The organism is Acinetobacter sp. ABJ_C1_1 (assembly GCF_044684115.1).
In the GTDB taxonomy this organism is placed as follows: Bacteria; Pseudomonadota; Gammaproteobacteria; order Pseudomonadales; family Moraxellaceae; genus Acinetobacter; species Acinetobacter nosocomialis_A.
In genome coordinates this window covers 248,737-269,047 of record NZ_JBITPU010000001.1, presented here as the reverse complement: position 1 = coordinate 269,047, position 20,311 = coordinate 248,737, and the positions used below count along the sequence as shown (strand labels likewise).

Annotated in this window: 18 protein-coding genes; 10 read left to right on the top strand and 8 right to left on the bottom strand. The window is 38.6% G+C overall.

Annotated features, from left to right (window positions below; all coding sequences use genetic code 11):
* Window positions 1–9: 9 nt before the first annotated feature.
* The 5 genes from ACG59Z_RS01355 to pgaD all read left to right on the top strand — a co-directional run bounded on the left by ACG59Z_RS01355 (window position 10) and on the right by pgaD (window position 7,209).
* Window positions 10–846, top strand: a complete 837-nt coding sequence (locus ACG59Z_RS01355) for a pyruvate, water dikinase regulatory protein (RefSeq protein WP_263614047.1) — start codon at window positions 10–12, stop codon at window positions 844–846.
* Between the two features lie 387 nt (window positions 847–1,233).
* Window positions 1,234–3,672, top strand: coding sequence for a poly-beta-1,6 N-acetyl-D-glucosamine export porin PgaA (pgaA, locus tag ACG59Z_RS01350; protein ID WP_400197583.1), 2,439 nt, complete (start codon window positions 1,234–1,236; stop codon window positions 3,670–3,672).
* Window positions 3,672–5,501 carry a poly-beta-1,6-N-acetyl-D-glucosamine N-deacetylase PgaB gene (gene pgaB / locus ACG59Z_RS01345; RefSeq protein ID WP_400197581.1) on the top strand — a complete coding sequence of 610 codons (1,830 nt, stop codon included), beginning with the start codon at window positions 3,672–3,674 and terminating at the stop codon, window positions 5,499–5,501. Before pgaA ends, pgaB begins: the two co-directional genes overlap by 1 nt.
* Entirely contained in the window at window positions 5,501–6,748 is a 1,248-nt protein-coding gene (gene pgaC / locus ACG59Z_RS01340) for a poly-beta-1,6-N-acetyl-D-glucosamine synthase (protein ID WP_343568201.1), read from the top strand. The genes pgaB and pgaC overlap by 1 nt, the downstream gene beginning before the upstream one ends.
* Window positions 6,745–7,209, top strand: a complete 465-nt coding sequence (pgaD, locus tag ACG59Z_RS01335) for a poly-beta-1,6-N-acetyl-D-glucosamine biosynthesis protein PgaD (protein WP_400197579.1) — start codon at window positions 6,745–6,747, stop codon at window positions 7,207–7,209. Before pgaC ends, pgaD begins: the two co-directional genes overlap by 4 nt.
* 38 nt (window positions 7,210–7,247) lie before the next feature.
* Here pgaD and ACG59Z_RS01330 read toward each other — a convergent pair whose 3' ends face one another.
* The 4 genes from ACG59Z_RS01330 to ACG59Z_RS01315 form a co-directional block, all read right to left on the bottom strand.
* On the bottom strand, window positions 7,248–7,811 hold the full coding sequence (locus ACG59Z_RS01330) for a flavoprotein (protein ID WP_400197577.1): 564 nt from the start codon (window positions 7,809–7,811) through the stop codon (window positions 7,248–7,250).
* A 147-nt stretch (window positions 7,812–7,958) separates the two neighbouring features.
* Window positions 7,959–8,963: an LLM class flavin-dependent oxidoreductase gene (locus ACG59Z_RS01325; RefSeq protein ID WP_400197575.1), complete on the bottom strand. Its 1,005-nt coding sequence runs from the start codon at window positions 8,961–8,963 to the stop codon at window positions 7,959–7,961.
* Between the two features lie 134 nt (window positions 8,964–9,097).
* Window positions 9,098–9,616 (bottom strand): hypothetical protein, encoded by a 519-nt coding sequence (locus ACG59Z_RS01320; protein ID WP_396463346.1) that lies wholly within the window; start codon window positions 9,614–9,616, stop codon window positions 9,098–9,100.
* A gap of 235 nt (window positions 9,617–9,851) precedes the next feature.
* Window positions 9,852–10,271, bottom strand: a complete 420-nt coding sequence (locus ACG59Z_RS01315) for a glycine zipper domain-containing protein (RefSeq protein WP_002049123.1) — start codon at window positions 10,269–10,271, stop codon at window positions 9,852–9,854.
* 398 nt (window positions 10,272–10,669) lie between these two features.
* Here ACG59Z_RS01315 and prfA point away from each other — a divergent pair, with 398 nt between their 5' ends.
* The gene (prfA, locus tag ACG59Z_RS01310; RefSeq protein WP_002049300.1) at window positions 10,670–11,758 is read left to right on the top strand and encodes a peptide chain release factor 1; all 1,089 of its coding nucleotides are present in this window, start codon (window positions 10,670–10,672) and stop codon (window positions 11,756–11,758) included.
* Entirely contained in the window at window positions 11,758–12,573 is an 816-nt protein-coding gene (gene prmC, locus ACG59Z_RS01305; RefSeq protein WP_400197572.1) for a peptide chain release factor N(5)-glutamine methyltransferase, read from the top strand. Before prfA ends, prmC begins: the two co-directional genes overlap by 1 nt.
* Before the next feature lie 2 nt (window positions 12,574–12,575).
* Here prmC and ACG59Z_RS01300 read toward each other — a convergent pair whose 3' ends face one another.
* The 3 genes from ACG59Z_RS01300 to ACG59Z_RS01290 all read right to left on the bottom strand — a co-directional run bounded on the left by ACG59Z_RS01300 (window position 12,576) and on the right by ACG59Z_RS01290 (window position 15,662).
* Window positions 12,576–13,415, bottom strand: coding sequence for an ABC transporter permease (locus ACG59Z_RS01300; protein ID WP_400197571.1), 840 nt, complete (start codon window positions 13,413–13,415; stop codon window positions 12,576–12,578).
* Between the two features lie 3 nt (window positions 13,416–13,418).
* The gene (locus ACG59Z_RS01295) at window positions 13,419–14,393 is read right to left on the bottom strand and encodes an aliphatic sulfonate ABC transporter substrate-binding protein (protein ID WP_400197570.1); all 975 of its coding nucleotides are present in this window, start codon (window positions 14,391–14,393) and stop codon (window positions 13,419–13,421) included.
* 240 nt (window positions 14,394–14,633) lie between these two features.
* Entirely contained in the window at window positions 14,634–15,662 is a 1,029-nt protein-coding gene (locus tag ACG59Z_RS01290; protein ID WP_400197568.1) for an AraC family transcriptional regulator, read from the bottom strand.
* A gap of 166 nt (window positions 15,663–15,828) precedes the next feature.
* Between ACG59Z_RS01290 and ACG59Z_RS01285 the strand changes: the two genes are divergently transcribed.
* The 3 genes from ACG59Z_RS01285 to ACG59Z_RS01275 all read left to right on the top strand — a co-directional run bounded on the left by ACG59Z_RS01285 (window position 15,829) and on the right by ACG59Z_RS01275 (window position 19,618).
* Window positions 15,829–16,599 (top strand): 3-hydroxyacyl-CoA dehydrogenase, encoded by a 771-nt coding sequence (locus tag ACG59Z_RS01285; protein WP_400197566.1) that lies wholly within the window; start codon window positions 15,829–15,831, stop codon window positions 16,597–16,599.
* A gap of 18 nt (window positions 16,600–16,617) precedes the next feature.
* Complete coding sequence (locus tag ACG59Z_RS01280) at window positions 16,618–17,754, top strand: acyl-CoA dehydrogenase family protein (protein WP_000602467.1); 1,137 nt, start codon at window positions 16,618–16,620, stop codon at window positions 17,752–17,754.
* Between the two features lie 220 nt (window positions 17,755–17,974).
* A complete protein-coding gene (locus ACG59Z_RS01275) occupies window positions 17,975–19,618 on the top strand; it encodes an AMP-binding protein (RefSeq protein ID WP_400197564.1) in 1,644 nt (547 codons plus the stop codon).
* Between the two features lie 44 nt (window positions 19,619–19,662).
* Here the strand turns inward: ACG59Z_RS01275 and ACG59Z_RS01270 are convergent, their stop codons facing one another.
* Window positions 19,663–20,241, bottom strand: a complete 579-nt coding sequence (locus ACG59Z_RS01270) for a flavin reductase family protein (protein ID WP_400197563.1) — start codon at window positions 20,239–20,241, stop codon at window positions 19,663–19,665.
* Window positions 20,242–20,311 lie beyond the last annotated feature (70 nt).

Genomic DNA, 20,311 nt, shown 5'->3' with positions numbered 1-20,311 from the left:
AGAATTTTAATGTCAGAAAGTAAACAGTTTAGACGGAGCGTTTTTTTTATTTCTGATGGAACTGCAATTACTGCCGAGACTCTTGGACATTCGTTATTAGCCCAATTTCCTAATGTGGATTTTGATATTCACATCATGCCTTATATCACAACTGAAGAAGCAGCGATGGCGGTTGTGGTTGAGATTAATAAATGCCAAACCCGAGATGGATGCCTACCATTAGTATTTGATACTTTAGTTGATCCGCATGTGCGAGAAATTATTAATACGGCTAAAGCGGTTAATTTGGATGTGTTTGAAGGATTAATTAGTAAGCTAGAGCAGGAACTTGGCACACCACCAACGACACTGGTTGGGCAAACACATGCGGTAACCGATTCAGAATACTATAAGGCTCGTATTGATGCCGTTCATTTCGCGCTTGATAACGATGATGGTGCACGCACCCGCCACTATGACAAAGCCGATTTAATTTTAATTGGTGTGTCTCGTTCAGGAAAAACACCAACTTCTATTTATCTGTCTTTACAGTTCGGTATTCGTGTTGCTAACTATCCTTTAACCGAAGAAGATTTAGATGATAACCGCCTACCAGCGGTATTAAGAGAACACCGTAGTAAGCTTTTTGGTTTAATGATTGATGCGGAACGTTTAGTTGCTATTCGAAGTGAACGTAAAGCAAATAGTCGGTATGCGAGTTTTAGTCAGTGCCAAATGGAATTAAGAGCGATTGAAGGTATTTATATTTCAGAAGGTATTAAATATTTAAATGTCACTGAAATGTCAATTGAAGAAATCTCTACTCGTATTTTACAAATGACTGGTTTAAAACGTCGTATCGGTTAATTAAATCAATTATTTATTGTAACCATTCAATTTGAATACTATTAATGTAATTGGATTGAATGGTTTTAAAATTTATGAACATATTAAAAATAAAAGTTTTAAATATAAAACGCTAAGTTAATAAATGGTTTCTAATTAGTTATCAGCAAGTAAACTTTTTACATGGGATTTGTGAATTAAAATAAGCTTTTTGAAAAGAAATGTATGTATTTGATATTGGTTAAAAATCCTAATTATTTATTTTTACTAAATATTTATTAAAAAAATTAACTTAATTCATAAAAAATAAAAAATGTTAAATAGATCACGCTATTTTGTATTTGTGTGACTTAATTTTTATATGTCCTATAATTTTCCATCTCGATATGGGACTATCCGATTATCAAAATGCTAAAAAAATGTGTTTTTTCATTGGTATATCTCTTGCCAATTCATTTATACGCAGCTCAAGTTGATGTATTACGTGAGCAAGCTATTCAAAATTATAGAGCAGGGCAAACTCAACAAGCTGTCTCTCAACTAGATCAATTGTTAAAACATTATCCATATGATCAAAAACTGCTTGCTGATTATTTAGTTATTATGTCAAGTAAAAAAAGAGACCTGACGAATTTTACAGAGTTTTTGACAAACGTGGATTATGTGAATTTTCCAGAATATGCACAGTTACCTTTAATTCAAAATTTTCGTGATTTTAAACACTTTAAAACTGCAATTGATTGGTCAAATAAATTCAATATTCAAAAGTCAGTCGATGGACGTATTTTATTATCAGTTTTGAATGCTGAAGCTCAAGATACGGCAAACGCGAAAACTCAGTTATCGAGTATCAACATTAACGGTTTAAATGCTAATCAGCTGGTACGGGTTGCCTATGCTTACCGTTTGATAAATTTACCCGTAGACGCTTTAGCTACAGTTGAGCATGCTTATCAGCAACAACCAAAGTCGTCAGCTGTTTTGCAAGAGTATGTTTATGATTTGGTTGCTATTGGAGCATATCAAAAAGCTCAGCAATTACTCCAAGCAAGCGAAAAAAATCAGCAAACTGAGCAATTACAACAAACTTTACAAGTCAGTGAATTTTCTCAGCATGTCAATAATGCAATTGCTCGCTATAAATATTTAAATCGTCAAGGCTTATCAGATGCAGAAAGCTTTGCTGAGTTAGATATTGTGTTGGAACAAGGGCAAAAGATACAAAAGCAGATGAAACCTGATGACCCTAACTATTTAAGGTTTCATTATGATTATTTATATGCATTAGATTTCAGAGGTCGAGCGAAAGCAGTTTTAGAGAATTTTACTCAATTAAATATTCCACTTGAAAAATTACCTGCATATGTACGTCATGCAATTGCTGATAGTTACTTGGCTGAGCAAAAACCGAAGCAAGCTGAACTTGCTTATAAGACGCTTTTAACCGAAAAAAATTATCCGGATATGATCGTCTATAGCGGGTTGTATTATTCTTATATTGAACAAGAAAAATATAAGGAAGCTGAACAGCTTTTAGCAAAAGTTGATCACCTTATTCCGACTTATAAATATAGTCAGGCAAAAGGTGTAGATAAAACTAGCCATCCTGACCGAGACGATTATATTGCTTTAAAAGGGATGCATTTAGCTTATGCCAATCATTTAGATCAAGCTGAAAAACACTTTCAAAAAACAGTAGAGCAGGCACCTGCAAATGAGAGTTTAATTAATAACCTTGCCCGTGTGGAGCGGTGGAGGGAAAAGCCTCTAGAAGCAAAAAAAACAATTTCTCGTTTAAATGGTATAGATCCGATTGCTAAAGATACTCGCATTAATGAAATGCAAAATGCTCAGGCTTTAGGTGATATCCAGACATGGCGTAAAACAACGCAAAACTTAGTGCAGTTTTACCCCGAAGATACTGGCGTTATTAAAAGCCGCAAAGAGTTGGATGATCGTAATAGAGCTACGATTTCACATTCAACGACTTGGGGCCAAAGTAAAGCTAATAATAGCGATTCTGTAAGTGGACAAAACGGTTTAAAAGACCGCGAGATGGAAACTCGCCTTAATAGTCCGTGGATAAAAGATAATTATCGTTTATTCGCTTGGCATCAAGATCGTTATGGCGAATACAATTTTGGTGATGTCCATAACCAGCGCTATGGTGTTGGGGCCGAATGGCAAGCCAATCGTAAGGGATTATCTGCAATTTTGTCGCAAAGTACAGATGGCGGACAAGCTGGTGTTCGTCTTGATTGGTCACAATGGCTCAACGATCACTGGCAGTATCAATTGCAATATAACAGTCAGGCTGACATTCCTCTACAAGCGATTGATGCAGGAGAAGATGGTCAATCTTACCGAGCTGCATTGACATGGCAAAAGGATGAATCACGTCAAATTGGCGCAAGTTACGGTCTGACTGATATTAGTGATGGTAATAAACAACAAGAATTTTCAACTTTTTGGCGTGAAAGACTATTTGCAGCGCCGCATCACATTACTTATGGCACTGTCCGTGGTTTTTACGGCAGTAATAGCCAAGATCAAACCGCTTATTTTAGCCCAAGTTCGCATTACAGCGCCGAGTTGAACTTAAGTCATGACTGGGTGACTTGGCGTGAATATGAACGTTCATTTAAACAGCATTTCGAGGCTGGGGTGGGCCTTTATAAACAAGCCGATTATTCCACTAAGCCAACCTATTCTTTGCAGTATCAACATCAATGGCAGCTATCACGTACATGGCAACTCAATTATGGAATTGGCTGGCAATACCATCCTTACGATGGACATGGTGAACAGCATACCTATGGTATTTTCGGATTTGAAGGGCGTTTTTAATGAATAATTTATTTTCGAAAGTGTTGGGCTTTGCTTTGGCCTCGACATTGTTACCTCTGCAATTTGCATATGCCCAGATAGAAAAAGATTTACCAAAAAATCGCACAGTTTCTTTAACTTTTCATGACGTCAGAGATGATGTTTTAAAAGAGGGCGATCGGGATATATATGCAATTCAAACTAAAAATTTAGCGCAGTTCTTTGACTGGCTTAGTCAATCTGACTGGAAACCAATACGTCTGAAAGATATTGAAGAGGCTCGTAAGCAAGGCAAAGAGCTACCTCATAATGCCATTTTGTTAACCTTTGATGATGGTGCTTTAAGTAGCTACAGCCGTATATTTCCATTGCTTAAGCAATATCAGATTCCGGCAGTTTTTGCACTCCCAACCAGTTGGCTAAATGGTAATACAAAAGCTGGCTATGAAGCCTATGGACAAGGGAACTTGGTCAATTGGAAGCAAGTACGAGAAATGCAGGCTTCTGGCTTAGCTGAGTTTGCAAGCCATAGTGATGATTTGCATCATGGTGTGCTTGCTAACCCTCAAGGGAATGAACAACCCGCAGCAACTTCTTATATGTATTTAAAATCACAGGCGCGTTATGAAACGGACGCGGAATATCAACAACGTATTTTGAATGATTTAAAAAAATCTCATGATGTCTTAAAAAAAGAATTGGGTGTGGAGCCAAAAGCGATTGTATGGCCGTATGGTGCGGTAAATCAGCAGTTAGAGAAGCTGGCTCAACAAGCAGGTTTCACTTTTTCTTTTAGTCTTGGACGTGATGGCGTAAATCAGATTAATGATCTGACCTTTAAGCGTAGTCTTATGGTCGATAACTCTACAGCTGAACAGTTGACTGAGACGTTGCTTAACATTTTGAACTCGGCAGAGAAAGATTTATATAAGCAGCCAAAACATTTTGTAAGTATGGACTTAAAGCAATTAGCTGCTTCAAGCAATACTCAGTCAGATGAAAAACTAGGGTTATTGTTGTCCAAACTTTATAGCTTAAAAAACAATACGCTGATATTGAAGCCGTTAGATGACCAAGATGGAGATGGGCAATATGACGTTGCTTATTTCCCAACAACTCAAATGCCAGTTAAGCAAGATATTTTGAACCGTAGTTTATGGCAGGCACAAACGCGGGCAGGTCAGGCGGTTATTTTAGAACTACCTATTTATCCTCAAAAAAATAAATCATTTTTGGTGGCAGATTTAGCTAAAGATATTGCGCGTTTTAATAGCAATTTAAGTGGTATTCAGCTTAATGCCGGAACTGCTTTAAATTGTGCAATGCAAAACACAACGCTGAACGAAAGCAACTGTGTTGAACAAGTAAAGCAATTATCACAACTGAGTCAACTGACTCAAAAAGCTGCAAAGCCTTATTTGAATATGAGTAATCAGGCCCAGTTTAGTTTGTTGCTGACACCAGACTTAGAGCATATTGAACAGTTACCAGTGCTTTTAAAATCACTCTTAACCCAACATGATTTAGTGAACCTAAAATTTAATATGGTGGGTAAGCAAAAACAATTTAAACAAGCCTTAGAACTTTTAAATACTCTTGATGCGAAATACAAACAACGAATTATGTTGACATTAACATTGCCAGAAAATGACCAGAGAAATGCTTGGCAAGAAGTAAAACAAGGCCTTTTTGATATTCAGCGCATAGGTATTCAGAAATTTGGTGTTGATGGCTATAACACTGAAAATGCAAAAAATGTTCATGAGTATTTATATAACCCAATGAGCTTGAATTCGAGTTCGGTGATGTATCAGCCCTTTGCTGGTTTAGTAACGGAGGGGAAAAAGTAATGAGAGTATTACTCGATATTCTATTTGCTTTTGCCTTTTTATATCCGCTGCTTATGGCTTGGACATGGATGGTAGGTGGCCTTTGGTTTTTCTTTAAGCGGGAATACCATGAGCAACAGTTACCTGAGCCGTCAGGTGAAGGGTGCAGTATTATTATTCCTTGTTTTAATGAAGAAGCCCAAGTACGGCAAACCATCCGTTATGCCTTGCAAACCAAATATCCAAATTTTGAAGTCATTGCTGTAAATGATGGTAGTAGTGACAGAACTGCAGAAATTCTTGATGAGTTGGCAGCACAAGATGCTCGTCTGAGGGTCGTTCACTTAGCAGAAAACCAAGGTAAGGCAGTCGCTTTAAGGTCGGGAGTATTGGTCAGTAAATACGAATACTTAGTTTGTATTGATGGGGATGCTTTACTACATCCTCATGCTGTACTTTGGCTCATGCAGCCGTTTCTAAAATTTCCGCGTATTGGGGCCGTCACTGGTAACCCTAGAATTTTAAATCGCTCAAGTATTTTAGGAAAATTACAGGTTGGGGAGTTCTCTTCAATTATTGGATTAATTAAACGTGCGCAGCGAACATATGGTCGTATTTTTACAGTATCGGGGGTAATTGTAGCGTTTAGAAAAACCGCTTTGGTTCGTGTCGGTTTTTGGTCTGATGATAAAATTACCGAAGATATTGATATCTCTTGGAAACTTCAAATGGACCATTGGGATATTCAATATATTCCTCAAGCTCTTTGTTATATCTATATGCCTGAAACCTTTAAAGGACTTTGGAAACAGCGGTTACGCTGGGCACAAGGTGGGGTAGAGGTTTTATTAGAATATATTCCTAAAATGTTCAAAGTTCGCTTGCGCCGTATGTGGCCAGTCATGCTTGAAGCTTTAGTCAGTATTGTTTGGTCATATGTGATGATATTTATTTTCTTACTTTTCTTGATTGGACTGTTTATTGACTTGCCTCAGCAATGGCAAATCAACTCTCTAATGCCACAGTGGTATGGCGTGATATTAGGGGGAACATGTCTCATCCAATTTTTAGTCAGTTTATGGATCGATCATCGTTATGACCGTGGGCGTCTTTTTAGAAATTACTTTTGGGTAATTTGGTATCCGTTGTTTTTCTGGCTACTAACGTTATTTACCAGCGTGGTTGCGGTACCTAAAACTATATTTAACACGAAAAAACGTGCCCGCTGGGTAAGTCCCGATCGAGGCTTCCGTGGAGATAATTCATGAAAAATGAAGAAAATACTGACGTAGAAGTTTTAGATATACCTGAATATATTGATCAGCCTGAATATGTAAAAAATAAGACCGCGAACTATACCTTGCAAACAATAGGTTGGTTTTGTTTAATGTGGCTGCTTTTTCCGCTAGTGTCATTATTTCTGTGGTTTTTTGAAGGACATCTTATTTATGACTATGTGTGGGTAGATCATATTTCGGAAGTCAAAACTTTACTGCATTTACTTCTTTTAATTTGCTTAAGTGCTTTGGTTTTAATTTTATGGGCAAGTTATAACTGGCTTAGATTTCATGGTGATGATCGACGTAGTAAGGCTCCCAATAGTTCTGTTGAGTTATTGGCTTCACAATTTATGGTAAATAAAGCGTCTTTATCAGAATTACAAAATGCACAACGTGTGGTCTTACATTACGATGATCAGGGTCATTTAAAACAGTATGATTTGAAATGAGTAAAAAGCATGGTCGATCAACCATGCTTTTTTTATTTTTAAGATGTTGTTCTAATAATGACATCAACAGGATGTTGAGTGCCATCCATACTATAAATAGCGGTTTGGGTAACTTTGATAATTGGCCAAGTCTGCAATTTACAATTTGATTTTTGCAAAGCTGAATAGTAGCTATCAGATTTAAAAAAGGTTTTATTGGCTTGTGCTGTATTAGGCATTAAAAGTCGTCTCAGCCATGTTTCATTTACTTGAGTTTCAAGAAAACGTAGAGCTAGGATGCTTTTAACACGATTGTTAAATAACCTTCGGTTTTTGGCAATAAGCGGGTGGGTAATGAGGCGATGTATGCCGATTTGACTATGGGGCAAAATAAAATGTGGTGTAATTTGAAATACAGTTACAAATTTTGCTTGTTGGCAAATTTTTTCTAAGTGCGTGACAGTTTCCTGATCTGTTCCAATAATCGCTACATTTAAATTAGAAAAATCATATGCTTTGATTGTATTTGATAAAAGAATTTGACCAGTAAAGGCGTCAAAATCCTGAACTGCATTTTGAAAAGTAGCTGATTTGGCAACATTATTTTTAAGTTCAATACTCATTTTCCAAAAGTCCTTTTGGTTTTCATTTATGATGATTTTTTATCGTTTTAATATAAATAACCAAGCAAGTAGTTTGGGTAAAGTATTTTCAGATAGGTGGTTATCTCATGCTTGAAACTGATTCAAGCATGAGACTTTGTGTATATATTAATTGTTTGATTTTAATTGCATTAATTGAGTAAAGCTGTCTAAACGCTTATTTGTATCATAGACATCACAAGTAAAAATAAACTCATCGACTTCATATGTAGCCAAAAGCTTTTCTAAACCTGAACGTACTGTTTCAGCTGAACCGATTTGTGCCATCGTATAGAAGTTTTCAACAGAAAGTTGTTCTGCTGTGTTCCATAGTCCTTGCATTGTTGTAACTGGCGGTTTGAGTTTCAAACTTTCACCACGAATTAATCCTAAAACACGTTGGTATGCGCTTGTTGCTAGGAACTGAGCTTCTTCATCTGTATTGGCAACCACAACAGGTACACCCATGGAAACATAAGGCTTGTCCAAATATTCAGAAGGCTCGAAATTTTCACGATAAAGTTCGATCGCTTGACCAAGCATGCGTGGTGCAAAATGCGATGCAAATGAATAGGGTAATCCTAGTTTCGCAGCCAATTGCGCGCTAAATAAGCTTGAACCCAATAACCAGACAGGTACATGAGTATTTTGTCCAGGAGTGGCAATAATTCTTTGGCCGGGTTGAGGCGCTTTAAAATATTGCAAAATCTCAACAACATCTCTTGGAAACTGATCTTCTGTTTCCTGATGCCCGCGACGTAAGGCACGCATAGTGACCTGATCTGTACCCGGAGCACGACCTAAACCTAGCTCAATACGATTTGGATATAAGGTTGCTAATGTACCAAATTGTTCTGCAACCACTAACGGTGCATGGTTTGGTAGCATGATACCACCTGAACCTAAACGAATGCGCTGGGTATGAGCTGCGATAAAACCAAGTAAAACAGCGGTTGCTGAACTCGCAATTCCATCCATATTATGATGTTCTGCAAGCCAAAAACGGTCATAACCTAATTTTTCTGCATGTTGGGCGAGCTCTAATGCATGACGTAATGAAAACTCGATTGTCTTATCATCACGTATAGGAGCAAGCTCCAAAATTGAAAATTTGGTATCTTGAAGTGATCGCATGCGATATTCTCAAAAAACGTTATATCGAAATAATACGATATAAATGGAGTGATGTATATCGGTTTTTTTCGATATAAATTTTACTCCCAAATAAAAAAGCACCGCTAGGGTGCTTTTTAATATCTGTGTACCAATTAGTGGTGTTTATACCAACCACGATGTAAGCCATTATCATGACGATAAGAAGCGCGGTCATTGTAATAACGACGATCATCACGATCATAGCGACGATCGTAACGGCGGTCGTCACGATCATAACGACGGTCATAACGGTCATCATAGTTACGGTCTTGACCAACTTTACGACCTAAAGCAGAACCACCAGCTGCACCTACTGCTGCACCGATGTATCCACCGTTTGTACCACCCATGTTTTTACCAACGGTATAACCAGCACCACCGCCTAAAGCACCACCAATAGCAGCTTCTGTACGGTTACGACGGTCACTCGCTGCAGCCGCACCACCAGCACCACCTAAAGCAGCACCAATTGTTGCGCCAGATGTACCACCGATACTTTTACCAATTGCTGTACCTACTACACTACCTAGAGCAGAAGTTGCCGCTACACGGGTACCATTATCTGCATGTGCAACTGACACCATAGAGGTTGTTGCGATTAATGCACTTGCTAACCAAATATTCATTTTCATTTTGGAACTCCATGCTCATTTTGCTGAAGAGCAATCTTTATATCTTGAGCTAAATGTAATTAAAAATTTCGTGAAAATTATGGAGAAGGGCTATGCTGGTACGATAGTTTTGTGTCTGCTTTGTATGGTTTATATTAAGATGTGAATAAATCATGAACAATATATCGGGAGCGGGCAAAATTTTGCCTATAAAAAAACACCCGAAGGTGTTTTTAAGTCTAAGTCTTCACTGTGATTAGTGGTGATGACGGTGTTTTTTCTTCCAGTGTTTAGAAGATCGATCATAATCGCGGTCTTTAGAAATTTTATTACCTAAAGCACCACCACCTGCCGCACCTAAAGCAGCACCGATGTATCCACCGTTTGTACCACCCATGCTTTTACCAACAGTATAGCCAGCACCACCGCCTAAACCACCGCCAATTGCAGATTCTGTACGGTGACGACGATCACTTGCAACTGCTGCACCACCAGCACCACCTAAAGCAGCACCAATTGTTGCGCCAGATGTACCACCCATGCTTTTACCAATTGCAGTACCGGCAACACTACCTAAAGCCGAAGCAGCTGCTACGTGAGTTGTATTGTCTGCATGTGCTACAGTCATCATAGAAGTAGCTAAAACAGCACTACATAACAAAGTATTTAATTTCATCATTTACTCCATGTCCCAAGTTGCAGGACCTTATATCTTTCGTTACGGCAAATGTAACAAAACACTTCTCTTCAAATATGGAGAACCATCACTCGATTATTAGAGTTTAGTGTCTTCTTTGTATGCTTTCTATTAAAAAAGGATGGAAAACCATCAATCTTATCTAAAAACTGAACAATAAAAATTAGTGAACGTAAGTCATAAGTGATTGAGAGGGACAATATATAATTTAATAGGTTTACAGATAATGAATAGACCTTTCTAAAGTTCAGGAATTAAAGGATTACATATGTCATTTAATCAGCATAATCTGTAAACTATGCGCTATTTTTATGATTTGGCTTATCTTCTTATATTTATCTAGATAAGTTTTTTGGACTTTTGAGATATTTCCTCTTATGAAAGCGTCACTCCGTTTACGACTTGATCAACTCTGTGATCGTCATGAAGAACTTACCGCATTGCTTGCAGATGCAGAAGTGATTTCCGATAACAAACGTTTCCGTAAACTGTCTCGTGAACATAGTGATTTAACTGAAATTACAGAAGTTTGGGGCAAATACCGTCAAGCAGAAGAAGACATTGAAACTGCTGAAATGATGAAGTCAGACCCTGACTTTAAAGATATGGCAGAAGAAGAAATTCAAGCGAATAAAGCATTGCTTGAAGAACTAGAAAGCCAGCTCAATATCTTGATGATTCCAAAAGATCCAAATGATTCTAATGCTGCGTATTTAGAAATTCGTGCCGGAACGGGCGGTGATGAAGCTGCGATTTTCTCTGGTGATTTATTCCGCATGTACAGCAAATATGCCGAGACACAAGGCTGGCGTATTGAAGTTCTTTCTGAAAATGAAGGCGAACATGGTGGCTTTAAAGAAGTTATTTGCCGTGTAGATGGTGATGGTGTGTATGGCCGCTTGAAGTTTGAAAGTGGTGCTCACCGTGTACAACGTGTACCAGCCACTGAATCACAAGGTCGTGTACATACTTCAGCTTGTACGGTTGCGATCTTGCCTGAAATTGATGTTGATACTAACGTTGAAATTAACCCAGCAGATTTGCGTATTGATACTTACCGTGCGTCAGGTGCCGGTGGTCAGCACATTAACAAAACTGATTCGGCAGTGCGTATTACTCACATTCCAACGGGTACAGTCGTTGAGTGTCAAGAAGAACGTTCACAGCATAAAAACAAAGCTAAAGCGATGGCCTTGTTAGTATCACGTTTAGAAAATGCGAAACGTGCAGCAGCCGATGCAGCAACTTCTGAGATGCGTCGTGATTTAGTGGGTTCTGGTGACCGTTCTGAACGTATCCGTACGTATAACTACCCACAAGGTCGTATGACGGATCACCGTATTAACCTAACTTTATATAAGTTAGATGCCATTATGGAAGGTGATTTAACTGAACTACTCGATAGTTTACATCGTGAATATCAGGCAGATCAGCTTGCGATGCTTGCACAGGAAAATGGCGGCTAATGAATATTGCTCAAGCGCTTGCAATTCGTGGTGAGCCTGATAGTTATGAACGACAAGAAAATGCTTGGTTGCTTGAGCATTTTCTAAAAATCAATTCGCTTGAATTAAAGTTTAGACTTGAGCAAGAGTTAACAGCCCAACAAGAACAAGATTATTTGGCTGGTCTTGAACGTATCCAAAAAGGTGAACCTTTAGCTTATGTAACGGGTTCGCAACCATTTTGGACGCTCGATTTAAAAGTAACGTCAGATACTTTAGTGCCGCGACCAGATACTGAGGTTTTAGTTGAAACTGTTTTAAATCTAAATTTGCCAAAGAAAGCAAACATTGTTGATTTAGGAACGGGGACAGGTGCAATTGCGCTTGCGTTAGCGAGTGAACGTCCGGATTGGTTCGTCACAGCAACTGATATTTATGCACCTACTTTAGAAGTCGCAAAAGAAAATGCACTAGCTCATAATTTGCAACGTGTAAAATTCGCTTGCGGCGCGTGGTTTGAAGCACTAGAGCCACAAAAATTTGATTTAATTGTTTCTAATCCGCCGTATATCGACCCTGAAGATGAACACATGCAAGCTTTGGCAACAGAACCACGCCGTGCATTGGTTGCAGATCATCAGGGACTGGCTGATATTGAAATTATTATTGCTCAAGGGAAAAACTGGTTAAAACCACAAGGCTGGATTGCACTAGAGCATGGGTATGATCAGGGGCAAGCTGTTCGAAATATATTTGCTGAGCATGGTTTTAGTCAGATTAAAACCATTCAAGACTATGGCCAAAATGATCGAGTCACTTTGGCATGCTGGATTTAAAATTACTTTTGAAGTGTATCCCGCCAACGTAATAACCAGTTTTCAATAAGTTTCATTAAGGTATCGGTTACTTTACCCAATAGGGCTAATAAAATAATTGCAATGATAACAATATCTGGGCGAGAGGTTTCTCGGCCATCACTGAGTAAATAGCCAATCCCTTGAGTAGCTGCAATCAGTTCAGCTGCAATCATAAACATCCAAGATAAGCTTAAGCTGTTGCGTAAACCGGTTAAAATGCCCGGAGAGGCTGCTGGTAAAATAATAGATATAATCCGCTGAAAAGCATTAAGCCGATAAACTTTTCCAACTTCAATGAGCTTTCTATCTACATTATGAATTGCTGCAACTGTATTGGTATAGGTTGGAAAAAATGCTCCGATGGCAATAAGCGTAATTTTCGAGCCTTCGTCAATTCCTAACCAAAGTAATAACAATGGAATCCACGCAAGACTTGGAATTGATTTAATTGCTGAAAAAGTTGGTTCTAAATAAGCTTCTGCTTCTCTACTTAATCCCACCCAAATCGCAAAAATTAAACCTAAACCACTTCCTATAATAAAACCCAATAGAACGCGCCATGTACTAATATAAATATGGGCAAATAGGTCGCTATGAGCTAAATCTAAAAAAGATTGCCATAAACTAGACGGTGCAGGCAGTAGATAAGCATCGATATAGCCATTTCTGACTAAAAACTCGCAAGCCGCTAAAAAAATAAGTGGAATGAGTAGCGCTTTAAACCACCGTGTGAATTTGTTGTTTAGATGCTTTTTCTGAGATTTTAAAGCCTGCTGAGCTAAGAAATGATTTAGCTCAGCTTTGTTAAGTGAATCACTCATATACTATTTCACGACTTTTTGAGCAAAGCGAGGATCTAACAACTGATCAACCACTTGATTGACGTTAGTACCTTTTCTAACCAAGTCTTCTTCTGTCAAAATTTTCCCAGAACGTTTTAGCGCTTGTGCTTGAGTTGCTGATGGAATGCTTTGATCAAAGTTGGTTCGATTCAGTTGTAGCTTAGCCACAGGGAGAGGGAGTTTTGATTCTTGAGCTAAAAGTGCTGCCACTTTATCTGGATTGGCTTTTGCCCATTTTCGGGCTTGTTCGTAGGCTTTAATAACGGCTTCAACCGCTTCAGGGCTTTGCTTTGCAAAGTCTTCTTTAACACTCAGTACGCTATAACTATTAAATGCTACATTACGATAAAGTAATTTCGCGCCCGATTGAATTTGAGCTGAAGCCATTAAAGGATCAAGTCCAGCCCAAGCATCTACTTGACCGCGTTCTAATGCAGTTTTTCCATCGGGGTGCTGTAAATGAACCAGCTGTACATCGCGTTTACTCAAGCCTACAGTGTCTAGCGCTTGTAGTGTAAATAAGAATGGATCGGTTCCTTTGGTAGCCGCAATTTTTTTACCTTTTAAATCTTTTAGGCTTTTAATTGGTGAATTTTTTGCGACAACAAGGGCGGTCCATTCCGGTTGGCTTTGTACATAAACCGTTTTAATTGGACTACCATTCGCTCGACTTAATACAGCTGCTAATCCAGCGGTAGAAGCAAAATCGATGCTGTTACTGTTGAGATATTCTAATGAGCGGTTACTACCTTGACTAAAAACCCATTTAATTTGGGTATTTGGCAGTGCTTTTTCGAGAAGTTTTTGATCTTTAACGACTAAACTGGTTGGTGCATAGTAAGCATAATCAAGTTTAAGCGTAGTCGGAATTGCTGCAAAAGCAGATGAAGCAAATACAAACCCCAATGTTGATGCCAACAAAGTCTTTGGTATAGAAAATTTTGATTTTAAAGACATGATAAAAATAAAACCGAACTAAAATAATAAATCATCCTTTCATGTGTTTAGTGGCTTACAAACTTAGTTATTTTGATTTGTAAATCAGTTTGAAAGATAAAAGTTTAGATAAAATTATAAGTTAATGTTTTATAGGCATTATTAATTTTTAAATAATGCGTTATATGAAATATTCAATTTAAAAGACATAAATATCATAAGCTTAAGTGTTTAGACTTAAAGCTTCGTTGGATACATATGCTACTGCTTGTGCGTAGTTAAATTATCTCGGTATGCACCTGGGCTAACACCTGTCCATTTTTTAAAAGCACGGTGAAAAGCACTTGGGTCGTGGAAATTTAAGTCTTCACTAATATCTTGTATTGAATCATTGCTTTTGCTTAAGCGTTCAATCGCAATATCACAGCGAATTTCATTTTTAATTTGCTGATAACTCACCCCTTCATGTTTGAGGCGGCGTTGAACAGTGGCTTCTGAAATATTGAGTTGTTGTGCTACATCTTTGAGTTCGGGCCATTGGGCTGGGTGAAGCTTTAATAAATGACGACGAATAAGAACACTCAAAGCATTTTCATTTTTAAAACGAACCAAAAGATTTTGTGGAGTTTGTTCTAAAAAATCATAAAGCGCTTTTTTGTCTTTTTTAATTTTAATATCTAAGTAGTGGGCATCAAACTCAACCTGATTTATCTCGGCATTAAATTGTATATCTTCACAAAAACGGACTAGATAATCTTGAATATCGTTCGGTTTTGGACAACGTACCGCAATACTGTTTAAGCTAATTCGCTGATCTACTAACCAACACATAAGCCCATGTACCAACATTAAAAAGGTTGCATAGGTAAACATACGTTTGGGCTGTTCTTGATCATGAATCACCAAATAAGCTTTTTCTTGTTCTCGAATTAACTCTCCACGCATATCATCTAAAACAAAGTTAAAAAACTTCAAAATATCATAGAGAGCCTTTTCTAAAGTTTCAGCCGTACTGACGAGTTTTGTAAGTAATTTATAGCTACCACGACGCATAGGGTGGCTATCCATACCAAAAAACTCATCGTTCATGGCATTGGCAAGTTCTATCCATAATTGTGCATACGTTGCTACCGGAACACGCGCTTTAGGTGTCATAAGTAATTCAGCAGGAATGCCAGCTTTATTCAAAATAATTTGAGTATTGAGCCCTTTGGCATAAGCCGCACTTAATGCTTCATGTACCAGTGCAATCGAAATTGTTCCTTTACTTAAAGAAGATTGGACAACCATGTCAAAGACTCATTTTTTTAGGTATTTCAAGTGAAATATTTCATATTCAAAATTTGGATTGATCAAAAGCTGCAAGCATTTTGAGGTTTTTTGAAATTGTATCGGAAAAAAACAACTTTTACTCTCACTACTAAGCTTAAAGAACATTTCTATAGGACGTTACATAATGAAAATTCAAGGAAAACATTTTGTGATTACAGGTGGTGGCTCTGGTTTAGGGGCTGCAACTGCTGAGTATTTGGTAAAGCAGGGTGCCTCAGTCACATTAGTAGACATGAATGTAGAAGCAGGTGAGCAGCAGGCGAAACAGTTAGGGCCAAAAGCTGACTTTGTAAAACTTGATGTAACCGATGAAGCAGCTACTGAACAGTTCTTTAAAGATGTGTTGGTTAAACATGGTCATTTGCATGGTTTGGTTAATTGTGCCGGTATTGGCCCTTCTGCAAAAGTAGTTGGCCGTGAGGGCGTTCATGACTTGGGGTTATTTGCAAAAACTTTAAATATTAATGTCACAGGTACATTTAACATGCTGCGTTTTGCAGCAAATGCAATGAGTAAAAACACGGTTGAAGAAGGTGAAGAGGATCGTGGCGTCATTGTTAACACTGCTTCTGTTGCAGCATTTGACGGTCAAATTGGACAGGCAGCTTATTCTGCATCAAAAGGCGCTATTGTTGCGATGACTTTACCGATCGCTCGTGAGCTAGCACGACATGCCATTCGTATTATGACCATTGCACCGGGAATTATGGAAACTCCAATGCTTAAGGGTATGCCACAAAATGTACAAGATGCTTTGGGGCAAATGGTTCCGTACCCATCTCGTTTAGGAAAACCAGAAGAGTTTGCTCATTTGGTTGCCCATATTGCTGAAAATTCCTATTTAAATGGTGAAGTTATCCGTCTAGATGGTGCAATTCGCATGGCAGCAAAATAATAAAATAAGGATGTTGAAATGATTCTAAATGCTGAACAAAGCATGGTTCAGGAGATGATGCGTAACTATGCGCAAAATCAGTTAAAACCAACAGCTGCACATCGCGATAAGACCCATGAATTTCCGGCTCAGGAGTTAAAAGATTTAGGTGCACTAGGCGCTATGGGAATGACTGTGCCCGATGAGTGGGGCGGTGCCGGAATGGATTATGTATCTTTGGTGCTTGCAATTGAGGAAATTGCTGCAGGTGATGGTGCTATTTCGACAATCGTCAGCGTACAAAACTCTTTGATTTGCGGTATTACACTGGCATACGGTTCAGAGCAGCAAAAACAAACCTATTTGCCAAAATTTGCTTCTGGCGAATGGCTAGGGTGCTTTTGTTTAACTGAACCACATGTTGGTTCCGATGCGAGCGCGATTTTATGTAAAGCCGAGCGAGATGGCGACCATTGGGTACTCAATGGCGTAAAGCAATTCATTACCAGTGGTAAAAATGCTCAAGTGGCTTTGGTATTTGCGGTTACAGATAAACAAGCTGGCAAAAAAGGCATTTCATGCTTTCTTGTACCGACCAATACACAAGGCTACTTGGTGACTCGAATTGAAGACAAAATGGGTCAACATGCTTCGGACACAGCGACCATAACGTTAGAGGACTGCCGAATTCCTTTAGAAAATTTGGTTGGACAAGAAGGTGAAGGTTATAAAATTGCGTTATCTAATTTAGCAGCTGGACGTATTGGTATTGCTGCTCAATCTGTTGGTATGGCAAGAGCGGCTTTTGATGCTGCTGTCCAATACGCAAATGAACGTAAGGCCTTTGGTGTAGAGCTGGTTCAGCATCAGGCGGTTGGTTTTCGCTTAGCTGATATGGCAACTCAGATTGAAGCTGCACATCAGTTAGTTTTACATGCTGCAACTTTAAAAGATGCGGGACTACCTTGTTTAAAAGAGGCCTCAATGGCGAAACTCTTTGCATCCACCATGGCTGAGCGAGTATGTTCGGATGCAATCCAGATTCATGGAGGTTATGGATACGTTAGTGATTTTCCTGTTGAGAGAATTTATCGGGATGTCCGTGTAAGTCAGATTTATGAAGGTGCTTCAGACATTCAACGTTTAGTGATTGCCCGTGAAGTGGCTCAAGTTTAGATCATAAAGTATTGAGTTTTTAAACTTAAAACTGCAAGAAGCCGCATGCCATGTGCGGTTTCTTGCAATTGAAATGATGCATTTTTGCTATTAGTTTTGTTTGAAATAGATGGAAAAGTTGAAGAAATATTCTTCGAGCTTTAGCTAAAACAATAACAGTCAGGACAGATTTTGTGATCTTACACAAAATCAATCATCAAACGGAATGAAGGTGAGCATCATGAAAACTTTGGCAGAAGCTTATCAGCAATTTGATCTTGCAAAACTCATTGAAGAGCAACTTATTGGGCACCCCCAAGCGATAAATGCTTATGTTGAGTGCTGTGAGCGTTATGTAGGAAAAAATAAAACAGCGCTTATTTGGGAAGGAAAAAACGGACAGGCAGAGCACTATACGTTCGAACAACTTGCTGAGCTTTCTGGAAAATTTGCTAACTTCTTTAAAGCACAAGGAATTCAAGCTGGAGATTGTATTGCAGGACTTCTACCGAGAACACCTGAGTTATTAATTACAATTTTGGCAGCGTGGCGCATTGGGGCTATTTATCAGCCTTTATTTACTGCCTTTGAAGCAAAATCTATTGATCACCGTATTACGATTGCTCAAACTAAATTGATTGTGACCAATGATGAACAGCGCCCTAAACTGAATACTTTAAATGTTCCGGTTATTGTAACTGTTCATCAAACAGGTCTTTTATCTGAACATGACTTCGATTTTTGGCAATCCTTACAACGCTATTCTGAGCAATGTGAACCAATTAGTCGTAGCTTTGACGATGACTTTTTAATGATGTTCACCTCAGGCACAACTGGACTTGCTAAGTCTGTACCCGTTCCACTAAAAGCAATTTTGGCATTTAAAGGTTATATGACTCATGCTGTCGATTTGCGTGAAGAGGATATGTTCTGGAATCTGGCAGATCCGGGCTGGGCGTATGGTTTGTATTATGGCATTACAGGCCCTTTAAGCTTGGGGCATAGCATTATTATGGATGAGCGTTCGTTTAATGTAGATCAGGCAATTGAGTTAATTAAAAAGTATAAAGTAAGTAATTTAACAGGATCGCCAACAGCATTTCGAATGTTCTTTGGGTTTAAGGAAAAATTTGACCCTTCAATTAAACAACATTTACGCGTAGTGAGTAGTGCAGGTGAGCCATTAACTCCTGAGGTTGTGAACTGGTTTAAACAGGATTTAGAGGTCAATATTTTTGATCAATATGGACAAACTGAACTCGGCATGGTGATTGCGAACCACCATGCGCTTGAGCACCCATTAAAAGTAGGTTCAGCTGGTTTTGCAATTCCTGGGCATCGTTTTGCGGTGTTAGACCAAAATTATCAAGAATTACCAACAGGTGGTGTGGGTATCTTAGCGATGGACTCGGAGCAATCGCCATTAATGTGGTTTAAAGGCTATGCTGGCAATAATCGCAAATCATTTGTTGGTAAGTATTATTTAACAGGTGACACGGTCACTTTAAATGAACATGGCGGCATTGATTTTGTGGGGCGTGCTGACGACGTCATTACAACATCAGGCTATCGAGTTGGACCATTCGATGTTGAAAGTACTTTGTTAGAATGTGAGGCGGTATTAGAGTCAGCCGTAATTGGTAAGCCAGATCCGGAACGAACCGAAATAGTAAAAGCTTTTGTGGTACTTAAGCCTGCTTATCAAGCGTGTGAAACATTAAAAGATAAGTTACAGCAATATGTTCGTAACCGTTTATCTCGTCATGCGTATCCAAAAGAAATTGAGTTTGTGGATAGTCTACCGAAAACCACGAGCGGGAAAATTCAAAGAGGACTGTTGAAGCAGCAAGAAATTGCAAAAATGCAGCAAGCCTATGCAAGCTAAATTGAATAAAGGGAAATATTTAAATATTTCCCTTTATTTTTATCTTAAAGATCAGCTTTCACTTCTTCACCAATTAAGTAAAACGTTCCACCTGCAATATAATGCAGGCTTCGAAGTTCTTTTGGCGCATCTTGAAAATACCAGTGCCCATCTCTAAAAACGCGACTATCTGCCCATGCACCTACAACAGAGCCAATAAATAAATCATGAGCTGACTGATTGTGCGGTTCAGGAATAAGTTTACAAACCAGCCATGCGATACAACCTGATACAAGTGGGCTACTCAGGCCTTCTTGATAAAACAGTTCAACACCGCAGTGCTCAAGTTTTTGTGGGTTATCCAACTTACTAATGGTGCCAAGTTGCTTGGTCATATTGAGCTGTGCATAGCAAGGAACTTGTAGTGTGAAATAGCCACTTTGCTCGACAAGCTGTCGGGTTTTAGTGCTTTTATCTAAAACGACGGTCACTTTGGCAGGCTTGAACTCTAAGACACATGCCCATGCAGCAGCCATTACATTGCGGTCGTCACCATGTTGTGCAGAAACCAGCACAGTTGGACCATGATTTAATAAACGATAAGCTTTTTCTAACTCTACTGGTGCAATATATGATTGAGACATATTTAGCCTAAGTAACAAAGAAACTAGTTCGTTCTATTGTTGCAGAAAGTGTGAAAGAAGTAATGTGAAC

Excerpts from the sequence above, each read along its gene's own strand:
- ACG59Z_RS01300 (WP_400197571.1), bottom strand. The coding sequence starts at position 13,415 with ATGAGTGATTCACTTAACAAAGCTGAGCTAAATCATTTCTTAGCTCAG.
- ACG59Z_RS01315 (WP_002049123.1), bottom strand. The coding sequence starts at position 10,271 with ATGAAATTAAATACTTTGTTATGTAGTGCTGTTTTAGCTACTTCTATG.
- pgaD (WP_400197579.1), top strand. The coding sequence starts at position 6,745 with ATGAAAAATGAAGAAAATACTGACGTAGAAGTTTTAGATATACCTGAA.
- ACG59Z_RS01280 (WP_000602467.1), top strand. The coding sequence starts at position 16,618 with ATGATTCTAAATGCTGAACAAAGCATGGTTCAGGAGATGATGCGTAAC.
- ACG59Z_RS01295 (WP_400197570.1), bottom strand. The coding sequence starts at position 14,393 with ATGTCTTTAAAATCAAAATTTTCTATACCAAAGACTTTGTTGGCATCA.
- prmC (WP_400197572.1), top strand. The coding sequence starts at position 11,758 with ATGAATATTGCTCAAGCGCTTGCAATTCGTGGTGAGCCTGATAGTTAT.
- ACG59Z_RS01290 (WP_400197568.1), bottom strand. The coding sequence starts at position 15,662 with ATGGTTGTCCAATCTTCTTTAAGTAAAGGAACAATTTCGATTGCACTG.
- ACG59Z_RS01275 (WP_400197564.1), top strand. The coding sequence starts at position 17,975 with ATGAAAACTTTGGCAGAAGCTTATCAGCAATTTGATCTTGCAAAACTC.
- ACG59Z_RS01270 (WP_400197563.1), bottom strand. The coding sequence starts at position 20,241 with ATGTCTCAATCATATATTGCACCAGTAGAGTTAGAAAAAGCTTATCGT.
- ACG59Z_RS01285 (WP_400197566.1), top strand. The coding sequence starts at position 15,829 with ATGAAAATTCAAGGAAAACATTTTGTGATTACAGGTGGTGGCTCTGGT.
- pgaC (WP_343568201.1), top strand. The coding sequence starts at position 5,501 with ATGAGAGTATTACTCGATATTCTATTTGCTTTTGCCTTTTTATATCCG.
- pgaB (WP_400197581.1), top strand. The coding sequence starts at position 3,672 with ATGAATAATTTATTTTCGAAAGTGTTGGGCTTTGCTTTGGCCTCGACA.
- ACG59Z_RS01320 (WP_396463346.1), bottom strand. The coding sequence starts at position 9,616 with ATGAAAATGAATATTTGGTTAGCAAGTGCATTAATCGCAACAACCTCT.
- ACG59Z_RS01330 (WP_400197577.1), bottom strand. The coding sequence starts at position 7,811 with ATGAGTATTGAACTTAAAAATAATGTTGCCAAATCAGCTACTTTTCAA.
- prfA (WP_002049300.1), top strand. The coding sequence starts at position 10,670 with ATGAAAGCGTCACTCCGTTTACGACTTGATCAACTCTGTGATCGTCAT.
- ACG59Z_RS01325 (WP_400197575.1), bottom strand. The coding sequence starts at position 8,963 with ATGCGATCACTTCAAGATACCAAATTTTCAATTTTGGAGCTTGCTCCT.
- pgaA (WP_400197583.1), top strand. The coding sequence starts at position 1,234 with ATGCTAAAAAAATGTGTTTTTTCATTGGTATATCTCTTGCCAATTCAT.
- ACG59Z_RS01355 (WP_263614047.1), top strand. The coding sequence starts at position 10 with ATGTCAGAAAGTAAACAGTTTAGACGGAGCGTTTTTTTTATTTCTGAT.